16 protein-coding genes are annotated in these 22,012 nt (G+C 73.4%); 5 read left to right on the forward strand and 11 right to left on the reverse strand.

Features of this window, described 5'->3' with window-relative positions; genetic code table 11:
• Positions 1-6: 6 nt before the first annotated feature.
• From JNK12_12340 to JNK12_12380, 9 genes are all read right to left on the reverse strand, one after another.
• Positions 7-1,347 (reverse strand): oligosaccharide flippase family protein, encoded by a 1,341-nt coding sequence (locus JNK12_12340; protein ID MBL8776722.1) that lies wholly within the window; start codon positions 1,345-1,347, stop codon positions 7-9.
• Positions 1,344-1,766: an STAS domain-containing protein gene (locus JNK12_12345; GenBank protein ID MBL8776723.1), complete on the reverse strand. Its 423-nt coding sequence runs from the start codon at positions 1,764-1,766 to the stop codon at positions 1,344-1,346. The genes JNK12_12340 and JNK12_12345 overlap by 4 nt, the downstream gene beginning before the upstream one ends.
• Positions 1,766-2,128 carry an STAS domain-containing protein gene (locus JNK12_12350; GenBank protein MBL8776724.1) on the reverse strand — a complete coding sequence of 121 codons (363 nt, stop codon included), beginning with the start codon at positions 2,126-2,128 and terminating at the stop codon, positions 1,766-1,768. Before JNK12_12350 ends, JNK12_12345 begins: the two co-directional genes overlap by 1 nt.
• A gap of 233 nt (positions 2,129-2,361) precedes the next feature.
• Complete coding sequence (locus JNK12_12355) at positions 2,362-4,317, reverse strand: glycosyltransferase (GenBank protein ID MBL8776725.1); 1,956 nt, start codon at positions 4,315-4,317, stop codon at positions 2,362-2,364.
• 97 nt (positions 4,318-4,414) lie between these two features.
• The gene (locus JNK12_12360; protein ID MBL8776726.1) at positions 4,415-5,002 is read right to left on the reverse strand and encodes a hypothetical protein; all 588 of its coding nucleotides are present in this window, start codon (positions 5,000-5,002) and stop codon (positions 4,415-4,417) included.
• Positions 4,999-6,198 (reverse strand): hypothetical protein, encoded by a 1,200-nt coding sequence (locus JNK12_12365; GenBank protein MBL8776727.1) that lies wholly within the window; start codon positions 6,196-6,198, stop codon positions 4,999-5,001. Before JNK12_12365 ends, JNK12_12360 begins: the two co-directional genes overlap by 4 nt.
• Positions 6,199-6,248: 50 nt before the next feature.
• On the reverse strand, positions 6,249-9,515 hold the full coding sequence (locus JNK12_12370) for a hypothetical protein (GenBank protein ID MBL8776728.1): 3,267 nt from the start codon (positions 9,513-9,515) through the stop codon (positions 6,249-6,251).
• A gap of 169 nt (positions 9,516-9,684) precedes the next feature.
• Positions 9,685-12,219: a sigma-70 family RNA polymerase sigma factor gene (locus JNK12_12375; protein ID MBL8776729.1), complete on the reverse strand. Its 2,535-nt coding sequence runs from the start codon at positions 12,217-12,219 to the stop codon at positions 9,685-9,687.
• Positions 12,220-12,457: 238 nt separating this feature from the next.
• Positions 12,458-13,648 carry a hypothetical protein gene (locus JNK12_12380; protein MBL8776730.1) on the reverse strand — a complete coding sequence of 397 codons (1,191 nt, stop codon included), beginning with the start codon at positions 13,646-13,648 and terminating at the stop codon, positions 12,458-12,460.
• Between the two features lie 363 nt (positions 13,649-14,011).
• Between JNK12_12380 and JNK12_12385 the strand changes: the two genes are divergently transcribed.
• The 5 genes from JNK12_12385 to JNK12_12405 all read left to right on the forward strand — a co-directional run bounded on the left by JNK12_12385 (position 14,012) and on the right by JNK12_12405 (position 19,915).
• Positions 14,012-14,719 carry a hypothetical protein gene (locus JNK12_12385; protein MBL8776731.1) on the forward strand — a complete coding sequence of 236 codons (708 nt, stop codon included), beginning with the start codon at positions 14,012-14,014 and terminating at the stop codon, positions 14,717-14,719.
• 13 nt (positions 14,720-14,732) lie between these two features.
• Positions 14,733-16,145: an S-layer homology domain-containing protein gene (locus JNK12_12390; GenBank protein MBL8776732.1), complete on the forward strand. Its 1,413-nt coding sequence runs from the start codon at positions 14,733-14,735 to the stop codon at positions 16,143-16,145.
• 111 nt (positions 16,146-16,256) lie between these two features.
• Positions 16,257-16,994: a hypothetical protein gene (locus JNK12_12395; protein ID MBL8776733.1), complete on the forward strand. Its 738-nt coding sequence runs from the start codon at positions 16,257-16,259 to the stop codon at positions 16,992-16,994.
• A gap of 55 nt (positions 16,995-17,049) precedes the next feature.
• A complete protein-coding gene (locus JNK12_12400; GenBank protein MBL8776734.1) occupies positions 17,050-19,038 on the forward strand; it encodes a TM0106 family RecB-like putative nuclease in 1,989 nt (662 codons plus the stop codon).
• Between the two features lie 412 nt (positions 19,039-19,450).
• Positions 19,451-19,915 carry a hypothetical protein gene (locus tag JNK12_12405; protein ID MBL8776735.1) on the forward strand — a complete coding sequence of 155 codons (465 nt, stop codon included), beginning with the start codon at positions 19,451-19,453 and terminating at the stop codon, positions 19,913-19,915.
• 232 nt (positions 19,916-20,147) lie between these two features.
• Here JNK12_12405 and JNK12_12410 read toward each other — a convergent pair whose 3' ends face one another.
• Positions 20,148-20,918, reverse strand: a complete 771-nt coding sequence (locus tag JNK12_12410) for a hypothetical protein (GenBank protein ID MBL8776736.1) — start codon at positions 20,916-20,918, stop codon at positions 20,148-20,150.
• Between the two features lie 106 nt (positions 20,919-21,024).
• Positions 21,025-21,981, reverse strand: a complete 957-nt coding sequence (locus JNK12_12415; GenBank protein MBL8776737.1) for a hypothetical protein — start codon at positions 21,979-21,981, stop codon at positions 21,025-21,027.
• Between the last annotated feature and the right edge of the window lie 31 nt (positions 21,982-22,012).

Below are 22,012 nucleotides of genomic sequence, written 5' to 3' on the forward strand. Positions count from 1 at the left end.
GCCCGGTCACGACACGGCGAGGTCAGGCACGGCCATGTCGGGCATGGCGTCATGTTGCACCACCGGGGCGGGCCGGCGCGGCCGGGAGGCGCGGGCGGCCACGACGGCCCGTCGGCCCATCACCCCACAGAGCAGGGCCATCACCCCGATCTGCACGCCCACCACCTGGCCCGGCGAGCCGTGGATCAGCACCAACGAGGCGGTCTGGAGCGCCGCCGCGGCAAGGAGCAGGCGTGGGCCCTCGGTCCGCCGCCGGGCCAGGTCGTCGGCCGCCAGGAGGCTGGCCACCGCGAACAACGAGGTCGCCAGCGCGTACGGGCCGAGCAGGTGGCCGAGCGACGCGTACTGCGGGCCCAGCGCGGTGGCCAGGCCCTGCCCGCCGGCCAGCCATGCCGCCGCGGTGAGCGACAGCGAGACGCCGCCCACCACGCCGACGGCGACGAGCAGCATCCGGCCATGGGCGCGGTCGTCGGTGTCGCCCCGGGCCACGGCCGGGAAGAGGGTGGTGACGACCGACGAGGTGGCGAAGAACACGGCGCGGCCCACCAGGGCGACCGCCGCGTACGCGCCGGCCACCGCGGGGGTGAAGGCGGCCTTGGCCACGAGCACGTCACCGTTGTTCACCAGGATCTGCCCGACGAGCAGCACCACGGTCGGGGCCGCCGCCCGCCGGACCGCGGCGAGGTGGTCGAGCGGCACCGCCGACCGGCGGTCGCTCGCGGTGGCGCGGGCCGGCCGGGCCAGCCACCAGGCCACGACGACGCTGCCGGTCAGGCCGACAGCCGTGCCGGTCACCCCCCATCCGATTCGCACGAGGGCGACCGAAAGCGCCACCCGCACCCCCGCCTCCACCACGAAGCTGGCGGCGAGCGGACCGAACCCCAGGCGTCCCTGGAGGCCGCCCCGGTGCACCGCGAGGGCCAGGTAGGCCGGGAGGCCGGCGGCGAAGACCACCAGGGGCAGCGGGTGGGCCATGCGGAACAGCCCCGCGAGCAACGGGGAGGCGACGGCCAGGGCCGTGGCCAGGGCGACCCCGATCAGGGCGGCCCGGCGGGCCAGCCAGCGCTGGAGCCCGTCGGCCGAGTCGGGGTCGGGCCCGGCGTCGAGCCGGGCGACCTCGCGGGCCGTGACCATCTGCAGGGTGAGGCCCACCGCCGTGGTGGTGAGGAACAGGGTGACCAACAGCGTCGCCTCGCCGAAGTCCGCGGCCGAGAGCCACCGGGCCAGTCCGACGTTGAGGGCGTAGTTGCCCGCGTTGGCGACCATCATGGCCACCCCCAGCAACGCGCCACCCCGGGCCAGGGCCCGGCCGGTCACCGGGGCCGGGGCCGGGGTGGGGCGGTTCATCGGACGGTGCCCGCGGCGGCGCGGTCGAGCAGCAGGCGATCCATGCCGGTCATCTCGAGCACCCGGCGGGGGCCGGCGGCGCGGGGGGCCAGCACCCGGCACACGATCCCGGCACGCCGGGCGGCCAGGGCCGCATGGCTCACCGCGGCGAGGCCGGCGGCGTCGAGGTCGGTGACCGCGCCGAGGTCGATGACGAGGGTGCCGGGCCGGCCGACGATGGCCCGGGCTGCCGCGTCACGGAGGTCGCGGGCGGTGGTCACGTCGAGGCGGCCGGCCGGCGCCAGGTGGATCGGCGCGGGGCTGGCAGGTGTCACCGGGGCGACGTGCCTCCGCTCGGCCGGCAGGGACGGGGCGACGGTGTCGCCGTAGATGGCCCGCTCGAGGGCGTCGACCTGGACGAGCGTGTCGGTGAGGGCCATCACGCCGCCACCGCCATGGTGACGTCGTCGATCTCGATCGGGTTGCAGGCCTCGTAGCGGCCGGCCAGTTCCAAGACGATGCGGGCGGCCGGGCTGGGCGCGGCCAGGATCAGCTCGCCGCCCCGCTCGCGGCACTCGAGCCGGGCGGCCACCAGCGCGTCGATGGCAGTGGCGTCGAGGAAGCGCACGGCGCTGGCGTCCACCACGACCACGAGGTCGCCGCCGGTCAGGGCGTCGGTGAGGTCGTGGCGGAAGGCGGGCACCTCGTGCACGTCGAAGCGGTCGGGCAGCACCCGGGTGGCGGTGGCGCCGTGGTGCGAGTGCGCACTGGGATGCAGGGGGGTGATGGTGGCGAGTGACACGGTGGTTCCTCCGGGAAGGTCGTTGGGCTTGACCCGTCCGACGCTACGGATCGCCTTTCAAGGCCTCGCCGGGAGGATCGGAAGGATTTCGTCAAGAGATTCTCAGGGCCGTTCACCCCGACGGGACCGTCGGACCGGACGCGGGACGGGCCACGCGCGCCCCGGGGGGCGACGCGTGGCCCGTCCGGCGCAGGGCCGGCGGTCTCGGGAGTGGTGTTGAGACGGCTCAGCGGTCAGGCGGCCAGGTCGGCCAGGTGCAGCAGGTGCCAGTCGGCCACGTCGGCCAGGGGGATGCCGCAGGCGGCGGCCCGGTTCTGCTCCCCCATCGCCACTCGCCGCTCGGGGTCGACCAGGAGGCGTTCGATCGCGTCGGCCAGGTCGCCGGCGTCGCCGGGCGCGAAGGTCTCTGCAGCGAAGCCCTCTTCGCGCACCAGTTGGGCGAAGTCGCCGATGTCGGGCAGCACCGCGGCGCAGCCGTACGAGCCCGCCTGGTGCAGGACACCTGACGACCCGGTGGTGCTCGTGTAGGGGAACACCGCCACGGCGGCCTCGGTGAACAGGCCGGCCACGTCCTCCTCGGCCACGTAGCCGGTGAAGGTCACGCCGGGCAGGTCGGCGTAGCGGGCCTGCACCCCGGCCAGGTAGCCGGCCGCGTTGTGGCTGTCGGTGCCGGCGACGATCACCTCGAGGTCATGGCCCCGGGCCAGCAGGGCCCGGTGGGCGTCGAGCAGCTCCTCGACCCGCTTGTAGGTGCCCCACTTGCCGAAGGCCAGCACCTTCGCGGGCCCCGGTCGGGGCCCCGAGGGGGCCCGGTCGGGCTCCTCGAAGCTCCCGTGGGGGGCCAGGTACACGTTGGTGGCGGCGTAGCTGTCACGCAGCACGTCGACGTACTGGGGGATGGTCACCGCCACCCGGTCGGCGACCAGGACCAGCCGGGTCACGAGGCGGCCGGCGACCCCGAGCAGGCGGGTGACGAGGGGGTTGGAGGAGAAGCCGGCCTGCTCGAGGTCGACCGTGTCGACCAGGTTGTGGAGCAGGACCACACTGGGCACGCGCAGCAGGCGCAGCAGCAGCGGCGTGAGCAGGCCCAGGGTGGCGGCGACCTTGCCGGCGCCGAAGCTGGTGAAGTGGGCGTTCACGAGTACCACGTCGGGTCGCTCGCGGCGCACGGCCCGGGCGATGCGGAGGGGGTTGGCCGGCGAGCCGTACCGCCAGCAGGGCACCGCCGTGGCGCCGGCGGGCAGGTCGGTCGGCACGCCCCCCGGGTGGTCGTCGCACAGCACGCTCAGGGCGCCGACCTCGGGCTTGGCGGCCAGGTGGCGGGCCAGGTGGTAGCCGTACTCGTTGAGGGTCGTGGTGCTGGGCGGGTAGGCCGTGACGAGGGCGACCCGCATCGTGTCGGGGGCGGCCTGCGGCGCGCCGGGGAGGCGGGGGTACACGCCCCGCGCCGAGCGCCAGCGGAGCGCGCCGACGTCGCGGAGGAAGCGGACCGACTCGCGGAGCGGGCGCACCTTCGACCCGGGTGCGTCGATCCAGCGGACCGGCACCTCGGCGATCTCGTAGCCCCAACGCTGGGCCAGCCACAGCACCTCGAGGTCGAACGAGAAGCCGTCGACCTGCCCGGCGGCGAACAGTGCGCGGGCGGCGTGGCGCGTGAAGAGCTTGAACCCGCACTGGGTGTCGCCCACCCGCACACCGGTGAGGCGGCGGACGCCGCCGCGCAGGGCCCCACTGACGAGGCGACGGAGGGGTGACCGGCGGGACTCGTCGGCCCCCACGGCGGCCCGGGAGGCGATGGCCACCTCGGCACCGTCGGCAACGGCCTCGGCCAGGCGGTCGAACTCCTCGATGGGGGTCGACAGGTCGGCGTCGGAGAACAGGATCAACTCGCCGCGCGCCGCCAGCACGCCGTCGCGGACCGCGGCGCCCTTGCCCCGGTTCACGCCCGGGTCGAGCACGGTCACGTTCGCCAGGCCGAGCGAGCGCACGAGGGCGACCGTGTCATCGGTGCTGCCGTCGTCGGAGACGATCAGCTCCCACGGCAGCCCGGTCGTGCACAGGTGGGCGGCGATGGCGCCAATGGTGGGCACCACCCGCTGCTGCTCGTTGTAGGCGGGGATCACGACCGACACGACCGGCCGCTCGCCGATCGGGGTGGTCTTCCAGTGCAGGTACTCGTGGTAGCTCATGTGGTCTGTCCTCCTCGGGTGTGAGGAAGACGCTACGTACCGTGGTTCAAGGCTCACGGAGGGCGGCTGGCAAGCCTCCCTCAAGAGTCCGGCAACCTCAGGGGGTGGGCGCGGGCGCCGCCGCCACGCGTTCGAGGCCGTGGATGCGCCAGTTGCCGTCCTGCAGGAGCAGGCTCACCCGGTGGGTCTCGACCAGCTCGAGCGGTTCGCCGCCGGGCACCGAGCGCGCCACCACGGCGCGGTCGACCAGGGTGAGCACGGTGCCGTCGTCGCTGTAGAACTCGGCCCGCAGGCGATGCGAGCGCTGCTCGATTCCGCCGCGGCCGGTGGCTCGCACCTGGTCGAGGGCGCGACCCGTGAACCAGTCCACGGCACCGTCGCTGTTGCCGGTGCGCTGCGCCAGATCGAGCTCGGCCCAGCCCTGGGCGATCGCCGAGGCGACCTGCTGGCGCGTTCGGGGCTCGAGGGCCCGCCCGAGATCACCGGGGTCCGGCGCCCACCTGACCGCCACGCCGAGGTCTTCGGGAACGGCTTGCGTGCGGTTGAACGCGTCGGCGGGGTCGGCGCCGGTTCCCGCCTGAACGACCAGAAGGGCCGCCTGGGCGATACCGACGACGGCGACGAGTGCACCCAGTGACAACAGTGCAACCGCCAGCCATCGCTTGGCGCGGGTCGTGGCGATCATGGGCCCGAGACCGTGGTGGTCGCACCGGAGGACGACAGCTCGACGCGCCAGGGCCGATCGGGGTCGATGGAGCCGAGCCGAGCATGACCTCGACCGTCGACCAAGACGATCCGGCCCTCGGCCACGACCGGGGACGCCGAAGCCGCGTCCCCGGCCGCGGCCTGGCGCGCAAGGAAGTACACGACCGTTCCGTCGGCGACATAGGCACCCCGCCCACCGAGGACCGGCCCCACCCGGACGGTGACCACGCCGTCGACCACGCGTGCTCGGCCAGGAAGGGCGCCGACGGCAGCACCGAACTCGATGGTGACCACGTCCGAGGCGCGGTCCGAGACCCACGCCTGCACCCGCACGGGGCCAGGACGGGCCGGCGCCTGCAGGACGACCGTGGCCTGGCCATCGACGGTGACGCCCTGGAAAGTGGCCGGGCCGTCAGGGCCGGTCAGCCGAAACTCGACGACGGTGCCGTCCGGGACGAGGTTGGCGTACCGATCGATCAGGGTCTCGGTGTGCACCCGCACGAGGGTCCTTCCGTCGGCCTCGGGCCGGAGCGGGTCGGTGGCGTCGCGTTCGAGCCCGAAGGCGATCGGGAGTCCGGCAACCTCGGTGAACGGGCGCTCAGGCCCGCGCACGTCCCCGGCGCTGACGGAGACGTGGTCCTCGCCGGCACGGGTGCCGGCGACCAGCCGTGTCCGGGCCACGTGGTGGTCCACGGTGATGGTCTGGGTCCGCGTTCCCCCATCCGGGAGGCGCCGTTCGAGTTGGAGGGGGGTGCCGTCGGGAAGCGGGTTGCCGAACCGATCTCCGGCGAGGACCGACACCATGGTGAAGTCCTCGCCGTCGGCCACGACGGACCGGGGCCCGATCAGCGCCACGATGGGCTCCGCCGCGGCGGCGGCCCGCACCGTCACGTCGACGGTGCTCTGGATGAGTCCTTCGCCCGTGGCCACCAGCGTCATCAGGCCCGCAACGGTGGTGTCGGCGGGCCCGATGTTGAACGTGGCCGACCCGCCGGTGACGTCCCGGCGGAGGGTGGTGGTGGCGAACGCGTCCAGGAGGCTCAGGTCCACGGCATCGACCCCGGGCGGGACCGACACCTCGACGTCGAAGCCGGTGCCGGCATCGACGGCCTCGGGGGCATCGATCTGTGCAGGCCCCGCGGGGGGCGCACCCGCGCCGGACGCGGGGGCAGCCACCACAGTCGCCGCCAGGACCAGAACGGCGGTCGCCGCGTGGAGAGCCCGCCTCATAAGTCGCCCTCCCGCTGGAACGACACGGCCTGCACGGTCACGCCCGACCAACCGGTGGCCGGGTCGAGGGCGATCATCGGCGGCGGCGGACCACCCGGTCGGTCGGGCGAGATCACGCCGTTGTCGAAGATGCCGGGAACGACTCCCGTGTCGCGGATGTCACGATCGTCGGGCAGCCTGATCGAGAAGCCCAGGTTGCGCTGCGGACGTACGGCGGTGGTGAGGTAGCGGTCGACGACCCAGGCCACCGTCCCGTCGGCGGTGTGGAGCGTCACGAGCACGTGAGGAACCGTGGCTTCACGCGTGCTGTCGTTGCGGAGCACTCCTTGCAGCCGCCACCCACGCGACCCGTCGCGGGCCCGCACCACCCGCAGTTCCTGCACCGTGAGTGCCGTGTCGAGCTGGAACGGTGTGACCACCGCCTGGGCGTAGACGTCGAATCCCTCCACCTCCGCCTCGTCGAGGTAGAGCGGCGTTGCCAGACCGGGTCGGAATTCGCCGGCCGTGGGGTCGTTCGGGTCCCGCTCGCCCGCCACGCCTTCGAAGTCGACGCGGAACGGCACGGTCTCACGAGGCCGCACCTCGTGGATAAGACCCTGGCCGGCGTCGTAGGAGGCGGCCACCTCCCCGTCGTCGCCGATGAGTTGAGCGGTGACGGTGACGTCGGCGGGAACAGTGTCCGCGTTCAACAGGCGACCGACCACCGCCCACCGTTGGTCGACCCGGACGAGGCGCGCATCGAGCACCCGGACCTCGGGGCGGTCGATCACATCGGCGGCCGTCGTGATGCCGGTCGTCACTCGACGCCGGCCCTGCGAGAGGTAGTCGATCCCCGGACGCGCCACGAACTGCTCCGGAGGCTCGGACGGGTCCGGCGCCGGGGACTCGAGGTACCAGCGCCCGTCGACCCGCCGCAGTTCGTGGCGCTCGGTGGTGTCGAGTTCCTCGAGCGACGTCACGCTGACGAGGTGGGCGTCCACCACGGCGCGGTCGCCATCGCGGGCGACAAGGGTCGCGGTCACCGAGTCGAGCGACGAGTAGGAGGCGAACAGGCCGTTCTCGACCGAGCGCTGGAGGCTCCATTCATCGAAGCTGGGTCGAGTCTCCGGGTCCAGCCGGGCGTGCGCGGCTGCGAGCCGTCGCACGTCGAGGTCCTGGTGGTAGGCGATGACCACGGACTCGGGACCGTCCGATCGCGTCGCCTGCGTGGCCGTCACGACGACGAGCGTCGCCACCATGGCCGCCACCACCGCGGCGGCCTGCACCCGCCGCCGGGCCGGGCGGGCGGGCGCCACGACACGCCGACCGGCGCGTTCGAGGACTGGCTGCCAGGACTGCCATCGCGTGGGTGTAGGTGGTCCGTCGACGATTCGGCCGGCGACGCCGGCGAGGCGCCGGTCGCACCAACCCCAAAGACGTCCGAGGGTGGCGTTCCAGGACCCGTCCACCACGAAGCGGACCGCGACCGCTGCCCGCCTGGGCAGTGGTCGCCCGGCGGCATGCCAGAGGAGCGCGAGGAGGGCGAGGATGATCGCCGTGAGGGGGATGGTTCCCCACAGGAGGCGCTGCCAGCCGGGGATCTCGCGCTCCGCCGTCACCGCGGGGAGCGGCGCGACATCGGCGCGTTCCCACACGACGATGCCGTTCTCGAGCGTGCCGATTCGGTGCCACCCGGAGAACCGCAGCAACGGGTCGTAGAACCGATCTGCGGAGAAGACGAACTTGAGGTGGAAGCGACCCGGCACGGTGAGGAACTGCTGGAGGGACCCGAGACCCGGAACACCCCGGAACTTGGCCCCTTCCAGCCGCTCGACCGGCGTGCTCACCAACTCGGGGAGCCGGCGCGCCGAGTGGTAGTTCCCGTCCACCGTCTGGGCGGTGGTGTTGGCCGACAGCCAGGCCATCTGGTCGCCGAAGCCGAGCGTCAGATAGCGCCAGCGCGAATGGTCGTCCTTGTCCAGGAACGCGGTGATGGGTGCAGGGTCGATGCGGGCCGGCTGGGACGGACGGAACTCGGCGAGGTTCAGGGCCCAGAGCGCCGACCCCAGCACCGCCAGTGCCGTCACGACGGTGAGCGTGACGGTCAACCATCGGCCCAGGTTGACCTCGAGCAGGTGGCGAATCCGTCCACTGGTCGCCGAGACCACGAAGGCACCGACGAACGGGAGGATCGCGATCGTCGCCCAGAAGGTGAAACGGTCGAGCGTCAGGATCTCGTAGGCGCCGCCGAGCAGGAGCCGAGGAACCGGGGTGGTGCCGCCCGTGCCCAACAGGGCCAGGAGGGCAACACTCGCGGCGAGCGGCCACGCCCGGCTCGTGAACCCCCGGATCAGCGCGTACGGCAACAAGAGCAGCGTGAGGCCCCACGGCACCACGAAGAAGACCAGGCCCGCGTTCGGATCCGCAAGGAAGTCGGCTCTGCTCGCGTGCGGGATGGGCACCTGGGTGATCGGGTCGCTCGACGACCACAGCCAGTAGGGCAACACGACGATGAACAGCGCGGCCAACACTGCGCCGCCGTAGAGCGCGGACCGGGCCAGCGGACCGGCCACGCGGCGCAGACGTCGGGCCACCACCGGCCAGGCCGTGGCCCGATCGAGCCGGGTCGGGTGAGCGGCGACCTCCCCGGAGAGCGGGGTGCGCAAGCCGTCGAGCAGCGCGGCAACCACGACGGGCCCGAGGAAGAACACCGAGCCGAACAGCGTTGTCACGTGGTGGGCGGCAGTGGTCGCCGCTGCGCAGGCGATCGCAGCAACCAGCGCGCGTCGTCGGCCGTGACGGATCCACTCGTCGGCGAACGGAAGGGCGTTCAACAAGAACGCCAGCGAAAGGGTGGTGGGCAACTGGCCGAAGGTGTGCACGGTCTCGGCGAGGCCCGTCGACACCACTGCGGCCACCGCCGCCCACGATGCGGCCCTCGGGCTGACCCACAGGCAGGAGAACCGGTACACCCCGAGCACCAACAGCACCACTACCGCGGTCTGCACGACCACGAACGCCAGCTCCAGGCCGGTGAGGCGGGAGACGACGGCGATCAGCTGGTGGGCGGCCGGGGGGTAGGACGAAGTGTTGAAGCCCGTGTACCAGCGGGGCTCCCAGGTGGTGAACCAGCCGCGGGCGTAGTGGTCGGCAAAGAAGATGTGCACGTAGGCGTCGTAGGTGCGCCGGTACGACCCGGACAGCAACAACCCGCCGTGGAGCAGCAGGGCGCCGGCGAGGGCCCACAACAGGACCGGCTCGGGCCGGCGCACCCTGGCGTCCATGGCGACGAGGCTACGTTTGCGCTGTCAACACGCCCGCGATGCCAGTCCAAGATTGCGGCAAGGATGTGGCGGAAGCGGGTGAGCGCGGCGACGTAGGGGTCGGCCCAGGTAGCCAGGACGAGGCTGATGGGCGGGACGAAGGCCGGAGCGAGGCCGCGGGGGGTGCTGGTCAGCGGGTGACCGAGAGGGTGAGGACGCCGGGGAGGTAGGTCTCGCGGGTCGAGGCGAGGTCGATGGCCGCGTTGCGGGCTCCGGGGGCGAGGAGGGGGCCGACGGTGATCGTGTCGATGTCGGCGCCGAAGGTGTTGGGGTGGTCGGGGGTGCGGCCGCTGGCCGGGTCGCCGCGAGCGGTGATGGTGCTGTTGAAGAGGTTGTCGGCGGGGTTGGCGGGGTCGGTGAGGGCCTGGCCGTCGATGGTGGCGGTGTCGCCGGTGAGGGTGGCGTCGCCTTCGTAGGCGACGATGCCCAAGGTGGCGTCGGTGGGCCCGGTGTCGGGGGTGCGGAACCCGCTGACGTCGAACCGGGCGGGGTGGTCGATGTCGACCACGGCGAGCCCGTCGAACACGACGAGGCGGCGAATCGGCCCGGTGGGGGTGTCGTAGACGACGGCGAGGCTCCAGGCGGCGTAGCGGTCGCGGCCGGTGCCGGCTTGGATGTCGGCGGCCCAGTAGGTGCCGTCGCCGGCGGCGGCCACGAGGGCGGTGACGTCGGCGGCGGCCTGGTAGCGGCCGGCGCGGTCGTCGACCCGTTCGGCGGTCACGGTCTGGTAGCTGCCGGCGGCGGGGGTGGCGAAGCGGATGGTGCCGCGTGCGGACGGGGCGGGGGCGGGTCCGCCGCCGACACCGGCGGTGGTGTCGGCCCCCCAGTACAGGCGCGCCCAGGCAACGGTCGCCCCGGCGGGCCGGGTGAGGGTCGCGGCGCTGGACGCGGTGGTGGCGGGGTCGGTGTCGGCGTCGAGGGGCCTGGTCGCCCAGTCGTTGTTGTCGAGGTCGTCGCCGATGCGGTTGCGGGCGTCGGTGCAGGCGGCGCCGGCGGTGTCGGGGCAGCTGGCGAGGGTGTTGCCGATCAGGGCGATGTCACCGCGGCGTTGCCCGGCGTAGGTGGCGGGTAGCCCGGTGTCGTCGATGGACAGCGGTTGGGTCGTGCTGTTCGAGGCGGGGGTCGGGTCGACGGTGGCGGCGGTGAGTTCCGCGGTGGCGGTGAGCGCGGCGTTGGCGGGTGCAGCGGCGTGGACGCGGAGGTAGACGATCTGGTCGGCGCCGGCGGCGAGGCGGTCACGGTCGCAGGTGGCCCCCTCAGCGGTCGGGGTGCAGCGCCACGACCCGCCGGTCGCGGCGACGAAGGTGAGCTGGGCGGGGAGCTCGACGCGCAGGCGGGGCGAGGGGGCGGTCCCGGGGCCGGTGTTGGCCACCGTGACCGCGAGGATGCCGTCGCGTTCCGCGACGAGGGCCCCGACCGGCTCGACCTCGACGGACAGGTCCGCCGGCGCCGCCGGGGGCACGGTCGTGGTGGGTGTCGCCGGCGTGGTGGTGGCCGTCCCGGCCGCTGGTGTTGGAGGTGCCGGTGGTAGCGCCGCGGGGCCGGCCGCTCCGGGCGGGGTGCGGGCGACGGACTGGGCGGACACGACCGCCGGTTCGCCGCCCGCGATGCCGGTCGGGCCGTTCGCAGCGGCGGGGACCGCAGCCGAGGGGGTCGTGGCAACGGGACCCGGGGGGGCGGTGGTGCCCGCGGCCGGCGCCGCCGCGGGGGCGGTAGTGGTGGGGTCGGTGGTGTCGTCGGCGACCTGGGCCCAGGCCAGCCCGGCGGCGGCCAGGACGGTCACCACCGCGGCCGCGGCGATGGCGTGGCGCTGGTCGGGGCGCTTGCGGATGGGGCGGGCGGACCGCCCCGGGGGGTGGGTGACGGTGAGCGCGGCCCGGTCCCGGAGGTAGCCGGCGGCGGCGGGGCCGAGCACCGCGGGGCCGACGAAGGCGCGCATCCCGGCGTTGACCCCCACGAGCTCGGCGTAGAACGCCCGGCAGTCGTCGCAGTCGCTCAGGTGGCCGTCAACCTCCGCGGTCTCCGCGGCGGACAGCCCGCCGCGGACCATCGCGGGCAAGGTCTCGCAGACCCGGTGACAGGTCTCGTTGCGGGTGCCGGCCCCCACGTGGACGTCCAGGAACGAGCGGCGGAGCGCCTCCCGCGCCCGATAGGCGAGCGCGGCGACCGCGTTCGGGGTGATGCCGAGCAGCGGGGCGACCTCGGCGGGCTCGAGCTGTTCGACCTGGGTGTGCCACAGCACCAGCCGCCACCGTTCCGGCAACCGGGTGAACGCCTGCACCGCGAGGGCGCCGTCGAGGCCGTCGAGCGCCGGGTCGATGAACAGCTCGCCCAGATGGTCGTCCGCGGTGAGATCGGCCGGGTCGGTCGGGTCCTCCCGGCGGGCGGCGTTCACGCGTTCCCAGTGGATCCTGCGCAACGCGGTCAACAGGTACGGGCGGAACGCCACATCAGGGCCCTTCCCGCGTTCGATGGCGCGCAGCACCCGGGTGAACGACTCGCTCACCAGATCGTCCGCATCGGCCCCGTTCCGGGCCAAGTGACCGGCCAGGCTCCGCGCCGCCAGCCGGTGCCGCTCATAGAGCACCCCGAACGCGGCCTGGTCCCCCGCCCGCACCCGGGCCAACAACTCGGCATCGCTCGACGCCGACCCCACCTCCGTCACGACCGACCCGATGACACCAAGCATCCCCGCTGCACGAGGGACGAGACAAGCCGCGCCCGACGTCCTGACGACAGGCCGGCGGAATGTGCCGGCGAGTGAGCCGAGCTCGGACGTCGAACATCATCGAGGCGCGGCCACCGGTCGAGGCCCGGACCACCACCCCACGCCCGAGGATGCCGAGCATCCGGGCCGAGACACGCCCGGCCCGGATGCTCAGCGCCCGCCGAGGGCGGTGGCGTCAAGCGGCAACCTCGACGGGCTGATCCTGGTCGCTGGGACCCCCGCCGGTGCCGAGTTGGCCGTCGGTGTTGGTGCCCCAGCAGAACAGCCGGCCGTTGCTGCGCCGGGCGCACGTGTGGTATCCGCCGGCGGAGACCCTGGTCCAGTCGGTGCGGTTGCCGGCAACCTGGTCGGGGGTCATCTCGATCTGGTTGGCGGCGTTGCCGTTACCCAACTGGCCGTTGCCGCTAGCGCCCCAGCAGAACAGCCGGCCGGTGCTCCGCCGGGCGCACGTGTGGTTCACGGAGCCGGCGTGGATGGCGCCGGTCCAGTCCGTGCGGCTGCCGGCAACCTCGACGGGACGATGCCGGTCCCCCGGGCTCCCGATGCCCAACTGGCCGGTGCCGTTGGCGCCCCAGCAGAACAGCCGGCCCGTGCTGCGCCGAGCGCACGTGTGGGACCCACCCGCGGTGACCGCAGTCCAGTCGGTGCGGTTGCCGACGACCTGGACGGGACTCGACTGGTCGCCCGTGGTGGCCCCGTTGCCCACCTGGCCGTTGTCGTCGTTGCCCCAGCAGAAGAGACGGCCCGTGCTGCGCCGGGCGCATGTGTGGTTGCCCCCTGCGGCGACCTTGGCCCAGTCGGTCCGGCTACCCGCGACCTCGACGGGGCTCGGTTGGTCACCGGTGGCGGCCCCGTTGCCCACCTGGCCGTTGTCGTCGCGGCCCCAGCAGAAGAGACGGCCGCCGGTGCGGATCGCGCACGTGTGGGTGCTACCGATGGCGACCTTGTTCGTCCAGTCGGTGAACCCGCCGGCGACCTCGACGGGGCTCGGCTGGCGTCCGGTGGTGGCCCCGTTGCCCACCTGGCCGTTGTCGTCGTTGCCCCAGCAGTACAGGCGGCCGGTACTGCGCCGACCGCACGTGTGGGTGCTGCCGGCAGCCACGGCGGTCCAGTCGGTGAACCCGCCAACAACCTCGGTGGGCGTGGTCCGGCTGTCCGGGGCGACCCCGGTGCCGAGGAAGCCGAAGCTGCCGTAGTCGGTGCCCCAGCAGTAGAGGCGGCCGGTGGTGCGGATGCCGCACGTGTAGCCGCCGCCCGCAGAGACGCTGGCCCAGTCCGCCGTACCGGCCTCGGGCCCACCGCCAGCCGCCTGGGCCGCAACGGTCTCGCCGCCGACGGCCAACCCGGCCAGCACCAGAAGCGTCACGACGACGACCCGGAGCGGGCTGCTGATCCTGCCTTTGATCCTGCCTTGGTTGCGTGTCATGGGGGTTGAGACACGCGACGCGCCCCCTCATGACGCCGGATCCGCGGAAACCTGCCGGGCCGGTTCGGTACCGCCGGGCACGCCCGGGATCGGCCCGGCGACGGGCCCGCGCGCCGTTCGCGCTCGCCGCCGCGCTCAGCACCCGGTGGCTACGGGCCGCCGGGTCATCGCCCCGGGACCCCCGCCGGCGTTCGGCTCCCCGCGTCATGACCGCAGGCCGGCGGTGTCGGAGTGGGTGTGAGCCGTTCCCGAACGTTGAGCACTGTGGAGGCGTGGTTGGGCGAAACACGCCGCCGTGTCGGTGTGTCGCGTGAGGACTGGCTCCACCCCGCCGTCGAGGCGCTGGCGGAAGCCCTCGACGGCGGGTCCCCCGACCCCGGCCCCGCGCTGGCCCGACTGGGCCGTGCCCGCGCCGCCACCGGGTTCACCCTCGACGAGGTCATCGAGGATCTGCGCTGCCTCTACGACGTGGTCGACCCCGCCCGCCGGGCGCGCCTCGACCGTCTCGACACCCTCGAGGTCGCCCGCGGGTGGGCCGACGGGTTCGTCGAAGCCACCCATGACATCGGCTGCGTGGACGCCCTCACCGGGCTCGCCACCGAAGCGTTCCTGCGGGCCCGCCTGGCGCAGACCTACCGTCACTGCGACGCGCTCGGCCTCGCCGCCGGCGACGGCCACACCCTCGTCGTAGTGCGCCTCGCGCTCGACGGCGTCCGAGAGCCCGACCGGTCGCTGCTGGCCGTGCGGGCCGCCGAGCGGCTCCGCACGGTGTTCACCGGCGGCGAGACCCTCTCCACCATCGGCCCCGGCAGATTCATCGCCCTGGTGGCCAACACCCCCGAGCTCGGAGCCGCGCTCGCTGCGCTCGCCGACCCGCTCCTACCGACCACCCGCCCCGGCCACCCGTCCGCCACCGGCACCCGCACCTACCGAGTCTGGGTCGAACCGCTCCCCGCTACCGTCAACCACGCCATCGCCCTCCTCGACGACCTCGCCAGACCCGCGGACTGAGCAACCCCCAACCGTGAACGCCAGCACCGCCCCCACCGGGCTTCGTCCCGTCCGCGTCACCATCACCTACCTCGCCGCGGCGCTCCTCGCCGCCTCTGGGGCGCTCGCCCCGGTACCCGCGGCGGCGCAGGTGGCCGGCCCAGCCGCGCCGCGAGTGGCGTTCTTCGGCGACTCGATCGGCTACAACGCACGAACCGAGCTTCGCGACGCGATCACGCCGCTGTACCCATTCGCCTACCACGCCGAGAACGCCGCTGACGTCGCCGACTGGACCGATGACATCGCCGCGCTGGCCCGCAGCACGAGCCGCCCCCACACCCTCCTCGTCGAACTGGGCACCGCGGACGCCGGGTGGGACCACTCGACCGCCACCTTCGAAGCCGACGTGCGCGCCCTGCTCGACGTGGCCAGCCCCCGGATTGCGTGCATCCGCTGGTTCGACCTGCGCGCCGAGCCCAGCCTCTACCGGTACGTGAACGCCCACGCCGTCGCGTTCAACCGGGTCCTGTGGCGCGTCGCGGCCGACTACCCCAACGTCGAGATCGTCCACTACGCCTACTGGGCCACCCTCGCCCACGACGGCCCCTACTGGCACCCCGACGGCCTCCACCACAGCCCCGCCGGGCGCCGCCAGTTCGCCCGCCTCGCCCGCCAAGCCGCCATCGGCTGCGACCCCGCACGCACCACCGGCCCCTTCTGGGACGTCCCCGACGGCCTCCCCGCCGCCACCGCCATCAACTGGATGGCCGCCAACGGCATCTCCTACGGCCACCCCACCAACCGCACGTTCCGCGCCGTCGTCGGCACCCTGTTGCCGCCCGTCACCCGCGCCCAGGCCGCCACCTACCTCTGGCGCCTCGCCGGCCGACCCACCGGCAGCCCGCCCAACCCGTGGCCCGACGCACCCGCCCGCAAAGCCGCCGCATTCGATTGGGCCGCCGCCACCAACATCCTCACCCCCGCCCCCGACGGCGCCATCCACCCCACCCAACCCCTCACCCGCGGCGAGCTCGCCACCGCACTGTGGCGCCTCGCCGGATCACCCACCGGCCTCGCCCCCCACCCCTGGACAGACGCACCACCCGAGCTCGACGACGCCCTCAACTGGGCCCACCAGACCGGCATCATCACCGGCTACGCCGACGGCACCTTCCGCCCCACCCGCAACATCACCCGAGCCCAGAACGCCAAAGCCCTCCACGCCTACCACCAGGCCACCACTCCCCCACCCGCCCCCGCCGCCAGCCAGCCCGCACCGACAACCACCACCACCACGGCCACGGCGCCCACCACCACGGCGCCCACCACCACGGCCCCCACCACCACGGCCCCCACCACCCCGCCCACCACCACGGCCCCCATTACCCCGCCCACCACGGCACCAACCCCCCTGCCCACCACCGCTGCGGCCCCCACCACGGCGTAGGCCGGGTCCGACTTCACGAGTTCATCGGCCTCCCCAGCGTCATGACGGCCCACCGGCGCTGTCTCAAGGGAGGTGAGCCGTTCCCGAACGTTGAGCACTGTGGAGGCGTGGTTGGGCGAAACACGCCGCCGTGTCGGTGTTTCGCGTGAGGACTGGCTCCACCCCGCCGTCGAGGCGCTGGCGGAAGCCCTCGACGGCGGGACCCCCGACCCCGGACCCGCGCTGGCCCGACTGGGCCGTGCCCGCGCCGCCGCCGGGTTCACCCTCGACGAGGTCATCGAAGACCTCCGCTGCCTCTACGACGTGATCGACCCCGCCCGCCGGGCGCGCCTCGACCGTCTCGACACCCTCCAGATCGCCCGCGGGTGGGCCGACGGAACCACCGAAGCCACCCGCGACATGGGATGCGTCGAACCGCTCACCGGGCTCACCACCCCCGCGTTCCTGCGGGCCCGCCTCGCCCAGACCTACCAGCACTGCGACACGCTCGGGCTCACCGCCGGCGACGTCCACACCCTCGTCGTGGTCCGCCTCCCGCTCGACGGCACCGCCGAGCCGCACCGGTCGCTGCTGGCCGTGCACGCCGCCGAACGGCTCCGCTCGGTGTTCACCGGCGGCGAGACCCTTACCGCCGCCGCCGGCACCTTCCTCGCGGTGGCCGCCAACACCCCCGACCTCGGTGCCGCCCTGGCCGAGCTGTGCGAGCCCCTCGAACCCGCCACCGCCACCGCCGCCGGTCACCTCGCCGCCACCGTCGCCCGCACCCACCACGTCTGGATCGAACCGCTCCCACCGGACCTCGACCACGCCATCGCCCTGCTCGACGACCTCACCCGACCCCACCGATGACACCCCCCACCGCCGGCGACCACCGGCAGCGCGCCGCCCGTAGGAGGATGAAGCGATGACCGAACCGAAGGCGTTGGGGTCCTATGTGGCCAAGCGCTGCCCCGTGCGGGCCCAGTTCGACAACCACCCCGACACCCGGGACCTGCCCCTGCCCCCACCCGACCGGGTCCAGCAGCTCATCATCGACGAGGGCAACGAGTTCGAACGTGACGTCGAACGGCAGCTCAAGGGCAGTTTCGCTGCCGACGCGATCTGCTTCGCCGATGACGACATCGCCACCACCGCGAAGGCGATCGAGGACCGGGCGGCGGTCATCGTGGGGGCGCAGTTGCCGACGGTGGACCGCCGGTCGGGCAAGCCGGACCTGTTGCTGGCGCACCCCGACGGCGGCTACGTGCCCGCCGACATCAAACACCACAAGACCCAGGCGGCCGCCGGCGGCGACCAGAACCCGGCCACCGTCAGCCCCCTCGACGACCCCTGGGCCCGGTCCGAACGCGGCGGGGTGGCGCTGCGCAAGCACGCCGGGGACGCGTTCCAGCTGGCGCACTACTGGAACATGCTCGCCGCCCTCGGCTGGGCGCCTCCCGACGGCGCAACAGCGGTGGGCGCGATCGTGGGCAAGGAACTGGAGTTCACCTGGTACGACCTGACCGCCAAGCTGTGGCAGACCCGCTCCACCTCCCAGCGGGACGACCCCGACGACCCCGACAGCCCCCGCAAATCGACCCGCGTGATGCGGTCCACCCTGGAGCGGTACCGCCACGAGTTCGAGTTCCGGGCCAAGGTGATCGACACCGCCGCCGCCGCCGACCCCCGCAAGTGGATGCTTAAGCCGGTCAAGATCAGCGACTGCGCCACCTGCCCCTGGTGGACCGTGATCTGCGCCGACCACCTCGACCACGGCGGCGACGCCGGTGACCACATCAGCCTGCTGCCCAACGTCCGCTGGGACCAGATCCGCCGCCACCGCCACGCCCGCGTCCACACCTGCGGCGACCTCGCCGGCCTCGACCTGCGGACCGCGACACTGCTCGCCGGCCGCCACCCCGACACCCCGAATCGGGTCGACATCACCCGCGACGACCTCCAACCCCGACCGGGCGCCGAACCTGACGAGCCGGCCGTGGCCAACCCGCGGGCCACCGCCAAGCAGCGGCTGTTCGAAAGCCAGGGCATCACCACCGTCGGCGACCTCGAGAAGCTCGACGCCGGGCTCATCGACCGCTACCTCGCACCAGCCGGGCCCGACATGGTCCCCGAGAACGTCCCGATTGGGCTCGCGGAGCTCGTCGTGGCGGCCCGGGCCCGGATCCGTGGTGGCCTCTACCGCACCGAGTGGCCCGTTCCCGACGACCTGCGCGCCCAGATCGAGATCGACATCGACATGGAAAGCGACCTCGGCGGCGGCGTCTACCTGTGGGGCGCCATCCTCACCGACCGCACCGCCCCCACCGCACCCCACACCGGCGACTACCAGCCCTTCGTCGACTGGGCCCACCCCCTCACCAGCCACGACGAAGGCCAGGTCCTCGCCCGGTTCTGGGCCTGGCTCAGCGCCCAACTCGGCGACGCCGACAGGCGCGGTGCCACCGCGAAGGTGTACTGCTGGAACGAGCAGGCCGAAGCCGGCCAGCTCGCCGCCATCGCGGCACGCAGCCACGGCAAGGTCGACGGTGTCCCCTCCCCCGCCGACATCGAAACCCTCGTGAAGGACACCAACCGCTGGGTCGACCTCAAGAAGACCGCCGAGAAGGCACTGTTGAGCCCCGCCGGATACGGGCTCAAGGCCATCGCACCCCACGCCGGGCACCACTGGCAAGCCGACGACGCCGCCGGCGACCTCTCCGCCGTCTGGTACCGCCATGCGGTCGCCCCCGGACCCGGCGACGACGCCGACGCCCTCAAACAGAAGCTCCTCGACTACAACGCCGACGACGTGCGCGCCACCCTCGCCGTACGCGACTGGCTCACCAGCGCCCACTTCGACGCACTCCCCTCGGTCCAAGAGCTCCACGACTGGCCGCCGAGCGAGGCGCCATGAGCCCCGCGAACCCCCAAGCGGCCCCGCCCCCCAACCCGGAGCGCCCATGACCGGCACGGACCGTCCCCCCGAACCGCCGCGGCTCGGTGTGCCCGAATGGGTCAACGGGCACACCGGCACCTACGAGCAGATGCGGACCCTCCTCGGCGAACAGCCGGAGTGGGGCTAAGCCATCCCCTGGGCGTTCCGGGCGCTCGCCGCCCCACCAGGCTCAGAGCCCCTACCCGCGCCACCCCGGCCCGGCGACACCCACCCGGCCGGCGCCGGGTACTGGGCCCCCCTGGTCCACGTCCTCGTCTACTCCCTCGGGTGGTCCCGGCCCGCCCAAGGGCTCCGCTGGTGGCTCGACGCCGGCAAACCGACCGGCGACGACGCCCGCCTGCGCCTCCTCGCCACCTACGACGGTGACGGGATGCTCGACCTGTTCACCGCCTGGGCGGCAACGGGCTTCACCGCCTCCCCCCTCGCCCCCCTCGCCGAGGCCACCGGCGACGAACCCGCCACCCGGGCGGCCACCATCGCGCCGGGCCGGGAACACGACGCCGAACGGCTCCAGGGCCTGTCCCCCTACGGCGGCGGCACCGACCCCCTCCACCTCTCGGCGCACTGCTCCGGCCCCCTCGACGACCCGCCCGGCGACACGCTCCTGCTCCGCTCCACCAGGACCGAGCGCACCGCCGTGCTGCTACTCGACTCGATGCAGGGCTGGTACCGGGCCCTCACCGACGCCGGCCCGACCCTGCCCCCGCTCAACGGCCGGTCCTGGCGGGTCGAGGTCATCGTCCGCCCCATCGGCCACCTCGGCACCTACCGCCGGTCCCGCCGCACCGGCCTGTGGTTCGCAGGCCGCCACCGGCACCACACCCCCGGCAACTGACCCAGGCCCTGAGGAGTGCACCCGGTGGCGGTTCTCACCAGAGGCCCGCGGCGGCCTCGGCGGCAGGCGGGGCGTCGCGGCCCTCACCGCAGCAACCCACGCCTCCTTGTCGCGGTCGGCGGCAAGCACGTCAAGCGGAGCCAGCCGGGCGTGGAACACCCAGTTCCGCACATCCGGACCCGGATCGTCGACGAGGTCGACGAGCACGACCGGCAGGGTGTTCGTGCTACTTCTAGTCCGCCAGGAGCCCGCCGGCGGCCCGACCGGCCTTAGGCGTTTTCGGGTTCTTCACCGCTGCGGCCCGCACCGTTCCGTCGGCGTCGGCGGCGAGCAGGGTGAGCGTCTCGGGTGGCGTGGCCGGGTTGGCCGCCACCGCACCACGCACCTCGGGACTCGCGTCGGCGGCGAGTGTGGTGAGGGACTCGGGCGGAGTCGACTTGTTCCCGGCCACTCCCCCCCTCACGGAAACCTTCTCATCCTTGGCCAAGCCGGCGAGAGTCTCGGGCGGCGTCGATGGGTGGATCGCGCCAAACCACCGAAGCCTCCAGTCCTCGTTGTCTGCCCATTCGGCCGGGCTCTTCCCCGTCCAGAAGCTGTCACTGGTGCAGGGGTCGATACTCCCGGGCCTACTCAAAATGGTGGCCATGACAGCCAGCCTGACATCGGGATCCTCATCTTCGAGCAGTTGAAAGAGGAGGGGAGCACCAACCGCCCGGTTATGTGCGAGGTGGTGCCGGACGCGCGGATCAAGGTCACCGGCCAAGCGGCTTTGGAGTTCGGCGGATTCAGTGACTTCTGCAACGTTTGCACGCACGGCACCGACCTGGTCTTTAGCCAGATTCCTGAGAGTTTCCTCCGAAGCGTTGTTGTGATGCGCGGCCGACCCACGAACTACCCAGGAATCACGCTCCGCCGCCTCCGCGACCCTGTCCGCTGAGAGCTCTGGGTCTTTCAAGTCCTCAATCCATCGAATATCGCGTTCATAGTTCGCATCGGAAGTCACGATTCTTCTCCATTAGTCGTATGTGTAGCCGGATTGACATCTGTGTTGTCGGTGGCTGGTTCGGTCGGGGTCGGGTGGGGTTGGCAGGTGGGGGCCAGGGCGGCGGTCACCGTGCCGCTGCCAGCGCAGCCCACAGCAGGTCGTCGTCGCCCCACTGGGGGTCGATGATCTCGACCGTCCAGGCCTGGCGGAGCTCGGCGAGGGCCTCGTCGCCGACGCAGCCGTCGAAGACCCCTGCCGGGGACTGGTGGGGGCCGCCGAGGCCGCCGCCGTTGGTGCCGTGGCTGAGGTGCACGGGGATGCGGGGGAAGCCGCCTTCGGCGCCGGGCGGGTAGGTGAGCACCACCAGCCGGGTGGGGAGCAGTGCGGCCCAGACCCGTTCGGCGATCTCGGCGGGGGCGAGCCCGGTGAGATAGGGGCGCTGGCCGGGACCGCCGGGCTGTGAGTTGGTGGTGACGAACCCCGCCCGGTTGCAGGCCGCCAGCACGGGGGCCAGGGCGCCGGTCTCGTCGTCGGGGCCGCTGAGCCAGCAACCGGGGTGGGCGAGGATGCGGCCCTCGAGCCACCGGGCGGTGAGCTCGCCCACGTCGGCGAGGCTCCGGGCCGCGGCCCAGGCGTCGTCCTCGCCGCGGTCGAGGCGGCTCCGCAGGTCGTCGGTGATCGCCGGGTTGGACGCGACGCTGGCGCGCAGGACCGGGTCCCAGGCCAGGGCCCACAGCACGTCGGGCGGCGAGGAGGGGTTGGCGGCCGCGAACGCCTGGAGCGCCTCGTCGCGGGCGAGGTCGCGCAAGGTGTCGGGGGCCGCCGACGGGTTCTGGGCGACCCCCCAACCGAGGCCGAACGGCCGGTCGGGGGTGACCCGCGGGTGGTGGAGGGCGGCCAGTTCCGCGAGGAGATCGGCCGGTGCCGACGGGTTCTTGGCCAGTTCGAGCCCGTAGTACTCGAGGCCACCCCAGTCCCAGTCGCCGTCGGCGGCGTGGGCGAGCCCGTCCAGCCTGCCGGCGGGGGTGGCCGGGTCGGCTGCCTCGGCCTGGCGGGCCTGCAGGTCCTCGATCGTGGTCATGGCGCTCCTCGTTGGTGCTCTCGGCCGTGGG

The organism is Acidimicrobiales bacterium (genome assembly GCA_016794585.1).
In the GTDB taxonomy this organism is placed as follows: Bacteria; Actinomycetota; Acidimicrobiia; order Acidimicrobiales; family DATDAH01; genus JAEUJM01.